Below are 15,442 nucleotides of genomic sequence, written 5' to 3'. Positions count from 1 at the left end.
GTTAGAAGCGAGGAAATAAAATTGAGTAAATTATTTGTTGTAGGTATAGGCCCCGGCGGGGCGGAATATATGTCGGCTCAGGCGGCCGAGGCCTTAAAGCAATCCGAGATAATTGTAGGCTATTCAGGCTACATTGAATATATAAAACCCTTTATCGAAGGTAAAGAAGTTTTTCAAACGGGAATGACCGGCGAAATTGAAAGATGTAAGTATGCAGTTTCAAAGGTAAAGGAAGGAAAAACCGTAAGCATTATAAGCACGGGAGATGCCGGTCTTTACGGAATGGCAGGCCCAATCTTGGAGCTTGCTCCCGATTTAAATGTCGAAATAATTCCGGGTATTTCCGCCGCCTTTGCCGCAGCTTCAAGACTGGGTGCCCCCTTAATGCACGATACGGCCCTTATCAGCCTTTCCGACAGGCTCACCGATTACGAGGTTATAAAAAAAAGAGTCGGCTTAGCGGCGGAGGGCGACTTTGTAATTGCTCTCTACAATCCAAAATCTAAAACCCGTTCCGATTATATCGAAGAAGCCGTAAATATAATCTTAAAATTCAGGGCTCCCAAAACGCCCGTAGGCATAGTAAAAAATGCCTGCCGTAATAACGAAAAAATTATCGTTACCGAGCTTCAAAAAATAAATTACGATGAAATCGATATGTTCAGCCTGATAATAATAGGCAACAGCAACACCTACATTCAAAACGGAAAAATAATTACCCCGCGAGGATATAAGATTAAATGATCTGGATTATAGGCGGAACAACCGAAGCCGGAAGCCTTGCAGATTTTTTAAAAGCAAAAAATGAGCCCTATATAATGAGCGTTGCAACAGAAGAAAGCAAGGACTTTTTTAAAAATCATAAACTTAAAATCGGCAGAATGGATGCTCTTCAAATGGAACAATTTTGTATTGAAGAAAAAATAAGCCTCATTGCCGATTTAAGCCATCCTTATGCCCTAATCGTTTCTCAAAATGCAAAAAAAACCGCACAAAACTTAAACATAAAATATTTACGCTTTACCCGCGGAACTTCGCAATCTTCAACGGACTTGGAGCAAAATAGCTTTTACACTTTTGAGGATATGGAAGGCCTTTGCTCATTTTTAAAAGAATTAAAATCTTCTACGGTTTTTTTTACGACAGGTTCCAAAACCGTTTCGGACTTTGAAGCCTTCCGTTCCTCAAACCGCTTTGTATATAGAATTTTACCTACGGCGGACAGTATCGAAAAATGTAAAAATGCAGGAGTTGCGACTCAGGACATAATTGCCATGACAGGCCCCTTTTCTCAAAATTTAAATGAAGCTATGTTTAAAGAATACGGAGCCTCCTATATTGTGATGAAGGACAGCGGGGATGCCGGAGGCACAAGGGAAAAACTCGCCGCCTGTGAAGCTCTAAATATAATAGCCTTAATTCTCGGACGAGGAAAAGAAGAGGGTATTATCGAATTTGAAGAATTTAAAAAAGAGGTTTTAAAATATGGACATGCTTAGGATAGAGGATTTAAGCCTTTCCTACGGAGACAAACCTGTTGTTCAAAATTTAAACCTAAGGGTAAAAAAGGGGCAGGTGGTTTCGATAATCGGGCCTAACGCTTCGGGGAAGTCCAGCATTTTAAAAAGCATCGCAGGAATTATAAAACCCGTTTCCGGTAAAATCTTTATCGAAGAAAAAGACATCTCAAAAATGGATTCCAAAAAACTCGCCCAAAAAGTTTCTATCCTATTACAGCAAAATAAAAACCCGGATGATATGAGCATCGAAGAATTGGTCTATTTCGGCCGTTATCCCCATAAAAAATGGTTTGAGGGCTTTGAAGCTTCCGACCAAAAGATAATAGAAGAAGTTATGAAGCTTACAAATACCTTTGCCTTGCGGGACAAAACCTTGGAAACCCTGTCCGGCGGCGAAAGACAAAGAGCTTGGATCGCCATGGCCCTTGCCCAAGAGCCGGATATCCTTTTGTTTGATGAGCCGACCACCTATTTGGATCTGGCTCATCAAATAGAATTCTTGGAGCTTGTAAACCGTCTAAACAAGGAAACGGGGGTTACGGTAGTTTTGGTTCTTCACGACTTAAATCAAGCTGCCCGTTACGGCAACTACCTTTTTGCAATGAAAGAGGGTAAAATTTTTGCCCAAGGCAGTCCCGAAGAGGTGCTGAATCCTCAAAATATTTTGAGCATTTACAATATTGAAGCTAAACTCTTTAACGCTGCGGGCTATCCGGTTGTTATACCTGAAAAGCGATTGTAGGCCGCTCCGTCATTATTAAGATTCTTACCTTTGCGCACTTTGTATCTCTACTGTTAAAAAAGTCCAAAACGACCTTGCAATATGCAGCAAAACCGTGTATACTAAATACCAATGATATGGAAACGCACCGCCGGCAGTTATAAACATTCTCACAAAAAAAGTGTAAAAAGTTTTGCAAAAGCGCTTGACATAAAACATCGTATCGAGCAAAATTCACAGCTTCACAGCTTCACAGCTTCACAGCTTCACAGCTGAGGGTAAGCTGTGCCCAAATAAATTTAAATATCAATTACTCAAACCATGTCCAAAGATCGGCAGTCCGTCAAAGACTGACTGTCTGCCCTTGGGCTTTTTTCATACACCGTGTAAAAAACCGCAACGAACGCCAAGCCTTGAGCTTCGCTCAACTTCGCAAAGGATTATAAAAGAATGCCTTACAAAGCCTTCTTAAAACACCTTGCGTCCTTGGCGTGCTCCGCGGTTAAATTAAAAAATATAAGGAGAACAAGATATTAAAGTATTGTTTGCGCGAAAACTTACTCACCCCTGCGCCGGACGACTACATGGCACAGGCAACTGATGTGCGCTCGTACACTCTTGACGAGATTATAGACCTGATGATGGAAAAAGGTACCACGCTCACGCGTGCGGATGTGGCGGCAACCTTGCAAGTCTACGGAGAGGTAGTAAGTGCCATTATCAAAGACGGCTCGGCCGTTAACACACCGCTTATGAACACCTCGATGAGCATATCCGGCGTATTTGACGGAGCAAACGACAGCTTCGATAAAAAGCGGCACACGGTAAACTTGAACATAACCGCCGGCACGCTCCTTCGCGATGCGGTTACCAAAGTCAAGTGCGAAAAAACCGAAGGCGTAAGTACCGACCCCTACATCACCGAAGTTACCGACATCGTAACGGGAGCGGTAAACACAACCCTGACTAAAGGCGGGGTGGTACAACTGGTCGGAAGCCGGCTCAAGTTCGATGCTAAAGACGAAGCACAGGGCATCTTCTTTGTACCCGAAACCGGAGAGGCCGTCCGTGCCGCCGTCATCGCCGAAAACAAACCCGCGCGTCTTATGGCAATAATCCCTGCCGATTTGGCGGCCGGTACCTACTACATCGAAGTGCGGACAAAAATCGATATGGGTGGTAAAAAACTGAAAACGCACAAAACCGGCCGGTTCAACAAACCGCTCACGTGCGCCGCATAAAACGGAGCCGGTAGACTGTCTACAAACGTAATGGTAGGCACCCTACCGGCATAATGGTAGCCAGTCTACCACAGTAATGGTAGCCAATCTACCGGTGTAATGATAGACAATATGGATAATTGATAATTACCCATTACCAATTACAAATTAAAACAAGGAGGTTTTCAAGATGAAAACAAGTAATTCAAACAACAAAGCAGTTGCTTTGAAAACGAAGGGAGCTGCGGCGCTCATCATAGCCGCAATATTGGCACTGGTCTTTACAGGCTGCCCGAATAATGCGGGCGGAAGCGGTTCGGGCAGTGCCACGCCGCCTGCACCCCCTGAAATCGTATACGAGTTTGTAGACATTCAAGGGGCAACCATTACGGGCGTTGACCCTGACTACACCTTACCCGGAAATCAAGCTTGGAGGAAAGGCGTATTTATTAAAGACCGGAAGGTGAAATTAAGCCCCTACAAGCTAGGCAAGACGGAGGTAACCTATGAGCTGTGGTATAGTGTACTCAAATGGAATACTGATAATGGTAAGGGATACGTCTTTGTCAATCAGGGAAGAGAAGGCAGTCATGGTACTGATGGAGCAGCTCCCACAGATGAAGGAAAAAAAGAGCCGGTAACAAATATAAGCTGGCGGGACTGCATAGTATGGTGTAATGCGTATACGGAAAAGACGTTGGGCGAGGAAGAATGCGTATACCGCAAAAGCGATAGCGATTCTACCGTATTAAAAAATGCGAAGGCGAAAGATGGGGAAGAATATATTTGCGATAAAGCCTATGCTGATATGAGTAAAAAAGGCTTTAGACTTCCGACTGAAGCGGAATGGGAATATGCGGCCCGCCGGCAAAACAACAACGAAAATGCGGTAAACTACGGCGAAGGTGGTAGTGAGGTATACCTTACCAAATTAAACAGTGCAAGCGGAGCGAAAGCTGACTGGAATACGGCGGAAACAGGAGAGGTTGCGTGGTATAGTGGTAATTCAGGAGGAAAAACTCATCCTGTAGGAAAAAAGAGAGCGAATGCACTTGGCTTACACGATATGAGCGGTAATGTCTGGGAATGGTGTTTTGATTGGTATAAGGATGACCCTGCATCAAACGATACTGCTTATATGCAAGGCAGTATTGTTACCGATCCTCAGGGTGGTGCGTCGGGTTCTTACCGTGTTTGGCGCGGCGGCAGCTGGGACGACTACGCGGACTTCTGCACTGTAGGCAGACGGAACTTCATCGGTCCTGACTTCAGGAACTACTATCTTGGCTTCCGCCTGGCTTGCCGGCCTTGAGTTTACACATTTTGCCGGAGAGGTACTCAAAATCGGACATCCGTGTCCGATTTTGAGTTTCGAGTTTTGCCTCACGGCAAAACATCGTAATGCTGGAACCACCGCCGTCCATGGCGGTAAAGCGGTGTAGCCGAACTATATAATTACAAATTGATAAAACTTTAATTAAGGAGATTTTCAAGATGAAAACAATCAACAACAAGAAAAGAGGAGCCGCGGCGCTCATCACAGCCGCAATATTGGCAGCGGTACTGCTGTGTACCGGCTGCCCCAACAGTGCCGGCGGTTCGGGCTCAAGTGGAGGAGCCGGTAGTACAGGCGGCACGCCCCCTGCCGACAAAACCTACACGGTAAGCGGCGTACAATTTACAATGAAAGGCATCGCCGCCGTAACGAACGGAACCGTAGGGTACAGCGACGTGAGCAACAATGCACCGCACACGGTAAGCCTTACCGCGTACTTGATAGGTGAAACCGAAGTAACGCAGGAGCTGTGGCAAGCGGTGATGAGCACTAATCCGAGTATTTTTCAGGGAAGTTCCAACCCGCCTGAAAGCGGCGAAGTGCAGGAAAAGCGTCCGGTAGAGAAGGTAAATTGGTATCAGTGTATAGCATTTTGCAATAAGCTGAGTAAGGCGTGCAATCTTGATCCGTGTTACACGGTTACCGGCGTAGACTTCGATACACTGAACTTTAGCAATATACCGACATCGAATAATACAAACTGGAATAATGCCGTATGCGACCGGAATAAAAACGGGTTTCGCTTACCGACGGAGGCTGAATGGGAATGGGCGGCACAGGGCGGCACAAACGACAAATGGGCGGGAACGGATACCAAAAGCGAGCTGAAAAACTATGCGTGGTACAAAAATGATGACGGAGGCGATGCGAACGGCAAAACACACCAAGTAAAGCTGAAATCGGCGAACGGCTACGGGTTATACGACATGAGCGGGAACGTATGGGAATGGTGCTGGGACCGGTATAGTGACAGTACGCCTACAGGCGGTCAAGATCCGGCGGGTGGTGCGTCGGGTACTTACCGTGTTGGGCGCGGCGGCGGCTGGAACGATGGTGCGGGTTACGCTGCTCGTGCGTATCGGCGCGACGACGACCCCGGCGACCGCTTCCACAATCTTGGCTTGCGGCTGGTCTCGCGTCCCTAGAGTTTACACAGCATTTTTTCGTACGCAAGGCGGTGAAGCGGGCGCAGCGTAAGCCGCCCGCAAGCAGCCTATGGGACGAAAAAATGCGCCGGCAGCGGGAAGGCTGTTGAGCAGTTGTACCTCCGTGTACACTTCGCATAATGCGGAAGGAGAAAAAATGACTAGATCATTTAGTTATGATGATAATTTGAAGGGTATGGTCGATATCAGTTCTGACGGACTTGAAACAGCATATCATTTTTTAGGAGAAAATATATGATAAAATTAAATTTGAACAAGAGCTCAGCCGCTTCAAGCGGCAGGCTCTGTGCACTGAAAAGAGCCGCGGCGCTCATCTTAGCCGCAATATTGGCACTGGTCTTTACAGGCTGCCCGAATAATGCGGGCGGAAGCGGTTCGGGCAGTGCCACGCCGCCTGCACCCCCTGAAATTGTATACGAGTTTGTAGCAATTCCCGAGGCAACCATTGCAGGCGTTGACCCTAACTACACCTTACCCGGAAATCAAGCTTGGAGGAAAGGCGTATTTATTAAAGACCGGAAGGTGAAATTAAGCCCCTACAAGCTGGGCAAAACAGAGGTAACGTACGAGTTATGGCACGAGGTACTGACATGGGCAGAAAGTAATGGCTACACCTTTGCTAATAAGGGAAAAGAAGGCAATAACGGAACCGAAGGAGCCGCTCCCACAGAAGCAGGAAAAAAAGAGCCTGTAACGACTATAAGCTGGCGGGACTGCATTGTGTGGTGTAATGCGTATACAGCAAAGACGATGGGCGAGGGAGAATGCGTATACCGCAAAAGCAAAATCGATATTGCGGTATTAAAAAATGCGACTGATACAGCTTCTTGCGATGCCGCTTATGCCGATATGAGTAAAAAAGGCTTTAGACTTCCTACTGAAGCTGAGTGGGAATATGCAGCCCGTTGGCAGGGAAGCGATAAAACAAATGCGGCACAATACGGCGATGTATACCTTATCAAATTAAACAGTGCAAGCGGAGCGAAAGCTGACTGGAATGATGCTGCGGAAACAGGAGAGGTTGCGTGGTATAGTGGTAATTCAGGAGGAAAAACTCATCCTGTAGGAAAAAAGAGAGCGAATGCACTTGGCTTACACGATATGAGCGGTAATGTCTGGGAATGGTGTTTTGATTGGTATAAGGATGACCCTGCATCAAACGATGCTGCTTATATGCAAGGCGGTATTGTTACCGATCCTCAGGGTGGTGCGTCGGGTACTGACCGTGTTAAACGCGGCGGCAGCTGGAGCCTCAGCGCGAGCTTCTGCACTGTAGGCAGGCGGGACTACTACAGTCCTGGCAACGGGGACGACAATCTTGGCTTCCGCCTGGCTTGTCTGCCCTAAGTTCACACATTTTGCCGGAGAGGTTGAGCAGCTGAGGGCGCAGCGTAAGCCGCCCGAAGCAGTGAAACCGAATAGGCAAAATGTGTTTTGTGGTGCAGTGTATTTTTGAAAATAAAACTGCACTGTGTCAGCCGCTTTAGCGGCTCGAAAATTTTTGAGTAAAAAACGGTATGGACTTTATAAGGTGGTGCGTCGGGTACTAACCGTGTTAAACGCGGCGGCAGCTGGAACAACAACGCGAACAACTGCACTGTAGGCAAACGGAACAACAACAGTCCTGACAACAGGAACAACAATCTTGGCTTCCGCCTGGCTTGTCTGCCCTTGAGCCTCTTAAAAATGTACATCCTTAAACTTTTTAATGCCGGTTATTCTTATGCGGGAATAACCGGCGTTTTTTATATATGGTAACCTCCAATACCGCAATATTTTGTAAATTTTCTATCACGATTTTTCAAAAACTCTTGACCCTTTTTTTTTATATTAGTATCTTCTTATAAGATAAAGTTATAGTTGGAGTTCAAATGAAGAAGAATCATGAAAAACATGCCGACAAAAAAGAGGCTGCTAAGGAGGAACTTGAAAAGGACCTTCAGCCGAAAGATGAGTCTGCGGTGAAAGATGAACAAGGAGCCGGATGCGGTTGCGAAGCGCCAAAAGAAACCCCGCAAGAAGACAAAGCAGAGCATAACAATTCTACTGATAACAAAAACAAAGAAAAAGATGATGCCGCTTTGGAATGTACAAAAAAAATTGAAGAACTGGAAGCTAAATGCAGGGACTGGCAGGATCAGTATTTGCGCAAGGCTGCGGATTTTGAAAACTACCGCAAGCGTATGATTAGGGAAAAGCAGGAAGCTATAGACTACGCAAACAGCAATCTGCTTTTGGATCTCGTACAGGTGCTCGATGATTTTGACAGGGCTATTGATGCCGGCAAAACTCAAGGCGGAGAGGCCTCAAACAATGCCTTTGTTGAAGGCGTTGTAATGATAAAAAATCAAATGGTTTCTATGCTGAGCTCAAAGTACGGGCTTAGCTATTATCCCGCAAAGGGAGAAGCCTTCGACCCCAACCTTCACGAAGCCGTTTCAATGATTCAGTCTCCGGATGTAAAAGAGGCTGTTGTAGGAGAAGAGCTTCAAAAAGGCTACAAACTAAAAGAAAGAGTGATTCGTCACTCCAAGGTAATGGTACTAATGCCTGCCGAAAAGCAGGATGAAAAAAAGGCGGAAGAAAGCGAAGCCGCCGATAAAAAAAACGAAAATTAGCTTATAGGAGATATTGAAAATGGGAAAAATTATTGGAATTGACTTAGGAACAACAAACTCTTGTGTATCGGTAATGGAAGGCGGCGAGCCCGTCGTTATACCGAACTCTGAAGGCGGAAGAACGACTCCGTCCATTGTAGGCTTTACCTCAAAAGATGAAAGGGTTGTAGGCCAGCCTGCAAAAAACCAAATGATTACCAACCCTGAAAGAACCGTTTATTCGGTAAAGCGCTTTATCGGTCACCGATACAGCGAGCTTACAGACGAGTTAAAGCGTGTTCCTTACAAAATCGTACCTCAGGGGGAAGATGTAAGAATCGACATTGACGGAAAACTTTATTCCACACAGGAAATTTCCGCCTTTATTCTACAAAAAATGAAAAAAACAGCCGAGGACTATCTGGGCGAAAGTGTAACCGAAGCCGTTATAACCGTTCCGGCTTATTTTAATGATGCTCAAAGACAGGCAACAAAGGATGCCGGAAAGATTGCCGGCTTGGAAGTAAAGCGAATCATAAACGAGCCGACAGCCGCTTCCTTGGCCTTCGGTTTTAACAAGGATTCTAAAAAAGAAAAAACAATCGCCGTATATGACCTTGGAGGAGGAACCTTCGATATTTCTATCCTAGAATTGGGTGACGGAGTTTTTGAAGTAAAATCAACAAACGGAGATACTCACCTTGGCGGTGACGACTTTGATAACAGAATAGTAAACTGGCTGGTTGATGAGTTTAAAAAAGATACCGGAATTGACCTGTCTAAAGACAGAATGGCCTTACAGCGCTTGCGTGAAGCCGCTGAAAAGGCAAAGATTGAGCTTTCTTCGGTTGCAAACACAGATATAAATCTTCCTTTTATTACAGCCGATGCAAACGGACCTAAGCACTTACAAAAGAGCTTATCCAGGGCTAAGTTTGAGCAAATGACTGAAGACCTATTTGAAAGAACAAAGGAGCCTTGCAGAAAGGCCTTAAAAGATGCGGGTATCACCCCCGATAAAATCGATGAAATTCTTTTGGTCGGCGGTTCAACTCGAATGCCTAAAATTTTGCAGATTATAAAGGAAATTTTCGGAAAAGAAGGCTCTAAGAGCGTAAACCCCGATGAAGCCGTAGCAATGGGTGCCGCTATTCAGGGCGGTATTTTGGGCGGAGATGTTAAGGACGTTCTTCTCTTGGACGTTACTCCTCTTTCTTTAGGTATTGAAACTATGGGAGGCGTATTTACACCTCTTATCAACCGAAATACTACGATCCCGACAAGAAAGAGTCAGGTATTCTCTACAGCCGCTGACGGACAAACTGCCGTTTCTATCCATGTATTGCAGGGAGAACGGGGTATGGCCAGCCAAAACAGAACCCTCGGCAATTTTGACCTCGTAGGCATTCCTCCGGCACCGCGCGGAGTTCCGCAGATTGAAGTTACGTTTGATATTGACGCAAACGGTATTGTGCACGTTTCGGCAAAAGACCTCGGAACCGGAAAAGAACAGCACATCCGCATCGAAAGCTCAAGCGGCTTAAGCGAGAGCGAAATCGACAGAATGGTAAAAGAAGCTGAAGCCAATGCAGAAAATGATAAACTGGAAAGAGAAAAGGTTGAAGTAAAAAATAATGCCGACTCTCTTATTTATCAAACCGAAAAGACCCTCAAAGAAATGGGAGACAAAATAGGAGCTGCCGATAAGCAAAAAATTGAAGCTGCAATAGCGGACTTGAGACAGTCCCTTAATTCAGATAATACTGCGGACATCAAGGCAAAGACCGAAAGTCTCCAACAAGCCGCTTATAAAATTGCAGAAGAAATGTACAAGCAGCAGGGAGCTCAAGCTGGTGCCGATCCTAACGCCGGCAGTTTTCAAGGAGCCCAGCAGGGAGGAACCAATTACGGTACTTCAGGTCATAAAACCGGAACAGCCGATGATGTTGACTATGAAGTCGTAAATGATGATAATGATAAATAAATTTTAAGACTTAATCTTATTTGCGATGTTTTTCATAAGCCGTTTTTCTGTAAAGGCTTATGAAAAACTCGCCATTTTTATATTGGGAGTTTTTAGTGCCGGCATCTAAAAGAGATTATTATGAGGTTTTGGGCGTAGATAAAAAAGCCTCAAACGATGACATAAAAAAAGCATATCGAAAATTAGCAATCAAATATCATCCCGATAAAAACCAAGGGGACAAGGTTGCTGAAGAAAAGTTTAAAGAAGCTACGGAAGCTTATGAAATTCTTATCGACGAAAAAAAACGCAGCATGTATGACCAGTACGGACATGCCGGTGTAGATGGAATGTCCGGAGGGGGAGGCTTTGATCCTTCGGCCTTCCAAGGCTTTGAAGATATCTTCGGAGGTAATTTTTCGGATATTTTTGAAAATCTTTTTGGAGGAGGCTTTGCTCATTCATCAGGTTTTTCAGGCCGTCATGCAGGGCCGATCCGCGGTTCCAACCTTCGTTATGATCTTCAAATATCTTTTGTTGATGCCGTTTATGGTAAAAAGGCCGAGTTAAGCTATACCCGTAATGAAAAATGTTCCGAATGTCACGGAACCGGAAGCGAAAGCGGAAGTTCAAAAAAAATGTGCCCCGACTGTAAGGGTACCGGACAAGTGCGTCAAAGTACAGGTTTCTTTTCTATATCGAGACCATGTCCTACCTGCGGCGGCGAAGGCTCCATAATCGAAAAGCCGTGTAAAAAATGCGGAGGAAGCGGCCTGGAACGCAAAAAGCAGCGCATAATAGTTACCATTCCCGCCGGTGTAGAAAACGGAAAACGGATTACTATTCCCAGTCAAGGAAATGCAGGCCAAGCCGGAGGAGACTATGGAGATCTCTTTGTCTTTATCTTTGTTCAAGCTCATCCTTATTTTGAACGGAACGGAATAGACCTCTACTGTGCTGTTCCCATCTCAATGACTCAAGCGGCTTTAGGAGGAGAAATAAACATCAAATCTCTCGACGATAAAACCTTAAAACTTAAAATCCCGGCCGGGACACAGAATGGAAAACTGTTAAGGATTCGAGGTGAAGGCGTTCCTACAGGGATAGGCCGAAAGGGAGACTTATACATTCAAATTCAAGTGCAAATTCCTTCAAAATTGTCATCAAATTCAAAAAAACTTTTGCAGGAAATTTCGGCACTGGAAGGCGAAAATGAAAATCCTAACCTTATCCCTTTAAAAGATTTACCCTAAAATTTGATAGGCTTTTTTAATTTAGGCTTTATCTTTATTTTGTTTTATGGTATAATATCTCCTAAGCTGAGAGGTCATAATGATTAAATTACGAAAATTGCTTTCAAATATTCTGATAAGCTTTGCAATGGGCAGCGTTTTTGCTCTTTTTATGATATTTGTAAGCCCAAGGTTTTTGTTTTTAGGTAAATTTTACTCGGCGAATGATATGACTTTGGCTTTAAGCCGATTAGCAAGGATTCCTGAAATAACTCAAGTGCACCGTTTTATTATAGGAGCTTTGGTTTTTGTAATTGTTGCAATCTTTACGGATTATCTTTTGCGAAGTTTTTATAAAACAGTAGAAAATAAAGAATACGATAGACCTAAAAATAAAATATTTGACGGTTTTTTGGAGAAGATGAGATTCTGCTATACTCTCGAAAACCTGATAGAAGCCGCACAAAATGAACTTGAGTATTCCGGTGATTGCTCTGTAATGCTCATAGATCCCAAAGAAAATATTGTTTTATATAACAGCAGCTCAAGGTTTGTTTCTTCCCCCGAAACATTTACTTCCCTCCATGAAATCACGGCAGAGTATAAACCCGGGGTTTATTTTTTTAATGCCGATATGCAAAAATGCAAAATTAAAAAAGCCCGCATCGCTGCCGTAATTTTAAAAGATATTCATTTTTTTGTTATTTGCGGATACTTTAATGAAGTAGAACCCGAAATTTTTAATACAATGTTTTCGGAATTTGTGAGTTATCAAAACAGGGTTTCTACTCTTGAACAACTTTTATATTTTTCGGAGTTAAGCCAAGAATGGGACATGGTTGCTAGTACGCAGAGGGCTTTCTTGCCTCAGCAACTGCCTGATATGCCTATGCTTGAAATTGCTTCTTATTTTAAACCTCTTGTAAATGTTTCAGGTGACTATTATGATGCTATAAAAGTTGATGAGCATAAGACCCTTTTAATTGTAGGAGATGTTTCCGGTAAGGGACTTTCAGCTGCATTGGTTATGGGTGTCGTGGTAAATACAATTAAGATAGCAAAAAATAAAGAAGACCTTTCCGGCCTTGTTCTTGCAGTCGATAGTGCAATAAAAAGAATGGGACTTTTGGATAAATATACGGTTTTATTTTTAGGCTTGATTGACACTGAAAAAATGACGATAAAATATGTTAATGCTTCAATGGAAGACCCAATGATTCTTACGGAAGCACCCGACGGATACAAGGTAAAGATACTTGAGTCTACGTGCAGTATTGTCGGGATTATTGATTTTGATAAAATAGAAGTTAAAGAAAGGCCTCTTTATCGAGGTGATGTAATTTTGATGATGACAGATGGTATTCCTGAAGCTATGAATCATGCCGGTGTTGAATTAAGTGAAACGGAGACATATATAGACTCTATAAAATCTTTTGCTCAAGGTAGTGCAAAAGATATTGTAGAAAATATTGTAAATATGGCCTATGCTCATACCGGTGATCAGCCTATGAGGGATGACATTACAATAATGTGCGCTAAGATTAAGGGGTAAGTTATGGGACTGATTGTTTTTGTATTCTTTTTTCTTGTAGTTTTAGCTATATTGGCGATAAACCTAGTTTACAAAAAGGCCCCTTATGCAAAAGACCTTTTTATGATCGCAGGTACTATAGTCATAACAACTTTGCTATTTTTGCTTTTAATATTAGCCCTGTATTTTAACTTTTCGAGCGTAATTGTTATTCTTTCTAAAATATTTATAGTTGGAATGGTTTTTGTCTCATTTTTCACCTTGCAATTTACCGTAAAAATGCCTTATTTTGAGCGTAAAAAAAATATTCCGTTTACGGTGTTTAACTCTATTTTACATTTAGGGATTGCTGTTCTTGCAGTTTTATTTATAAGAGGCTTTTTTTGGAATGCTCTATCAGGTTTTAAATTCAATTCAGAGATGATTGCAGGAATTCCTGTTGCAGATATTTTTTTGATGACAATCCTTTTGGCTATGCCTTTTTTTGCCATGCTGATTTCAATTTATAAAATTTTTAAAGAAAAAAGCGGAATTTATAGGCAGCAGATGATAATATATTTTGCAGCACTTTTTTTTAGCGCAATTCTTTGGGGCTTTGTATATTATCTTTCTACTATTTTTTCATGGGCAATAGCTATAACGCCCTTGGGATATTTGCTTTTAGTTTTTTTTACCTCATCAGGTTTTTCTACCTCAATGGTTTACGACAGAAAACAAATAGCTTTTGCCTTATTGCGGTTCCTGATCTTTATTTTAATTTTTGCTGCAATTACAGGGTTTTGGGCTTCGTTAGTTTTAACCTCTATTCGTAGTTTTTATATTCAGATTGTTTTGCTGATGATAGGTGCTGCTGTTTTTTTTGTTATTAGAAATTTTGTATCACAAAAATTTAAATGGCTTTTGGGCGATACTTCCGAATACGCAAAAGTTATAGAAGAAAAATTACAGCACATTGATTATACTGAAGGCCGTGAAAAAGTCATGGAGAACTTTTCAAATATTTTATTGGAACACTTACATACCAGTTCTCTTAGTATTTTAATTGCCGGCGAAAATGAGATATTGGAACCTGTTTATTCTACATTAAATGTAACGTCTACTTTTAATACTAACAAACCTGTTTTTGAATTTTTATTAAATGAAAATATTCAGGTTATAATGCGGTCCCAAGTTTTGACAAACCCTGATTTTGCGGACGTGAGAAGTGACTTGATCGGTTTTATGAACAGTACATATGCTGAAATATTGATTTGTGTTCGTGAGGGACAAAAATTGATAGGTGTCATTTCCGTGTCTGCAAAAAAACGAAAAGAGGCCTACACTTCATATGATTTTGATGTATTAAAGAATCTTTATTCTTACTTCTTTTTGGTTGTTTATTATTTAAGAAATATAGCGAAGCAGGATATAGTTCTCATTCTTGACAGAGAAATAGAAATGTCGGATCAAATTATCGGCTCAATTCAAAAGAATATAGATATTGTTGAAAAAAAATCAATAGAAGTGGACTCTGTAGCTTTTTCTGCTCACCAATTGGGCGGAGATTTTACCGATTTTATTAGATTATCTGAAAATCGGTATTTATTTTTGATAGGGGATGTTTCCGGTAAGGGATTGAGCGCAAGTATGTCTATGGTAATTTTAAAATCTGTTATTCATACTTACCTTTCGGAAACTCCTGATTTTAAAGAGCTGGTTGTAAAAATAAATTCTTTTATTAAAGATAATCTTCCGAAAGGAACTTTTCTTGCAGGACTTTTTGGAATTATCGATTTTAAAGAATCTACAATATATTATCTTAACTGCGGTATTCCTCTTATGTCGATGTACATTGATTCTTATAAAAATGTTATTGAAATTCAAGGAGAGGGAAGGGTATTAGGTTTTGTAAAAAATATAAGGCCGTTTTTAAAGGTAAGAAAAATAACAATGAACCGTAATGATATTATTGTTTTTGTTACTGACGGTTTATTGGATTCTAAAAACTTAAAAGGAGATAAATTCGGAAATGATAGAGTAAGCCGTTTGATTGCTGCAAATAAGACAAAGTCGGCAAGTGAAATTTCGAATGCTATATATAAAACTTTCTTGGATTATATTGCTCATGAAATTGAAGATGATATCACTATTATGACATTCAAACATATATAAAGGAC

General features: G+C 42.2%; 12 protein-coding genes and 1 pseudogene. All 13 read left to right on the top strand.

Annotated features, from left to right (window positions below):
• Positions 1-21: 21 nt before the first annotated feature.
• The 13 genes and pseudogenes from cobJ to JO40_RS02495 all read left to right on the top strand — a co-directional run bounded on the left by cobJ (position 22) and on the right by JO40_RS02495 (position 15,437).
• Positions 22-744 (top strand): precorrin-3B C(17)-methyltransferase, encoded by a 723-nt coding sequence (gene cobJ / locus JO40_RS02555; RefSeq protein ID WP_044977764.1) that lies wholly within the window; start codon positions 22-24, stop codon positions 742-744.
• Positions 741-1,499 (top strand): precorrin-6A reductase, encoded by a 759-nt coding sequence (gene cobK / locus JO40_RS02550; protein WP_044977763.1) that lies wholly within the window; start codon positions 741-743, stop codon positions 1,497-1,499. Before cobJ ends, cobK begins: the two co-directional genes overlap by 4 nt.
• A complete protein-coding gene (locus JO40_RS02545) occupies positions 1,486-2,262 on the top strand; it encodes an ABC transporter ATP-binding protein (protein ID WP_044977762.1) in 777 nt (258 codons plus the stop codon). The genes cobK and JO40_RS02545 overlap by 14 nt, the downstream gene beginning before the upstream one ends.
• Positions 2,263-2,771: 509 nt before the next feature.
• Positions 2,772-3,482: a DNA-binding domain-containing protein gene (locus JO40_RS02540; RefSeq protein ID WP_044977761.1), complete on the top strand. Its 711-nt coding sequence runs from the start codon at positions 2,772-2,774 to the stop codon at positions 3,480-3,482.
• Positions 3,483-3,651: 169 nt separating this feature from the next.
• Positions 3,652-4,773 (top strand): formylglycine-generating enzyme family protein, encoded by a 1,122-nt coding sequence (locus JO40_RS02535; RefSeq protein ID WP_049992332.1) that lies wholly within the window; start codon positions 3,652-3,654, stop codon positions 4,771-4,773.
• A 182-nt stretch (positions 4,774-4,955) separates the two neighbouring features.
• Positions 4,956-5,942: a formylglycine-generating enzyme family protein gene (locus JO40_RS02530; protein WP_044977760.1), complete on the top strand. Its 987-nt coding sequence runs from the start codon at positions 4,956-4,958 to the stop codon at positions 5,940-5,942.
• A gap of 255 nt (positions 5,943-6,197) precedes the next feature.
• Positions 6,198-7,310 (top strand): formylglycine-generating enzyme family protein, encoded by a 1,113-nt coding sequence (locus JO40_RS02520; protein ID WP_044977758.1) that lies wholly within the window; start codon positions 6,198-6,200, stop codon positions 7,308-7,310.
• A gap of 204 nt (positions 7,311-7,514) precedes the next feature.
• Positions 7,515-7,721 (top strand): annotated as a pseudogene (locus tag JO40_RS15295) (hypothetical protein); the annotation flags it as partial.
• A 113-nt stretch (positions 7,722-7,834) separates the two neighbouring features.
• Positions 7,835-8,581: a nucleotide exchange factor GrpE gene (locus tag JO40_RS02515; protein ID WP_044977757.1), complete on the top strand. Its 747-nt coding sequence runs from the start codon at positions 7,835-7,837 to the stop codon at positions 8,579-8,581.
• Between the two features lie 19 nt (positions 8,582-8,600).
• The gene (gene dnaK, locus JO40_RS02510; protein ID WP_044977756.1) at positions 8,601-10,544 is read left to right on the top strand and encodes a molecular chaperone DnaK; all 1,944 of its coding nucleotides are present in this window, start codon (positions 8,601-8,603) and stop codon (positions 10,542-10,544) included.
• 59 nt (positions 10,545-10,603) lie between these two features.
• Entirely contained in the window at positions 10,604-11,776 is a 1,173-nt protein-coding gene (gene dnaJ / locus JO40_RS02505) for a molecular chaperone DnaJ (protein WP_044977755.1), read from the top strand.
• Positions 11,777-11,855: 79 nt separating this feature from the next.
• Entirely contained in the window at positions 11,856-13,307 is a 1,452-nt protein-coding gene (locus JO40_RS02500; protein ID WP_044977754.1) for a PP2C family protein-serine/threonine phosphatase, read from the top strand.
• A gap of 3 nt (positions 13,308-13,310) precedes the next feature.
• The gene (locus JO40_RS02495) at positions 13,311-15,437 is read left to right on the top strand and encodes a PP2C family protein-serine/threonine phosphatase (protein ID WP_044977753.1); all 2,127 of its coding nucleotides are present in this window, start codon (positions 13,311-13,313) and stop codon (positions 15,435-15,437) included.
• Positions 15,438-15,442: the final 5 nt, after the last annotated feature.

This window comes from Treponema putidum (assembly GCF_000755145.1).
Lineage (GTDB): Bacteria > Spirochaetota > Spirochaetia > Treponematales > Treponemataceae > Treponema_B > Treponema_B putidum.
Note: the sequence above shows the minus strand (reverse complement) of the source record. Positions and strands in the feature narration are given on the sequence as shown.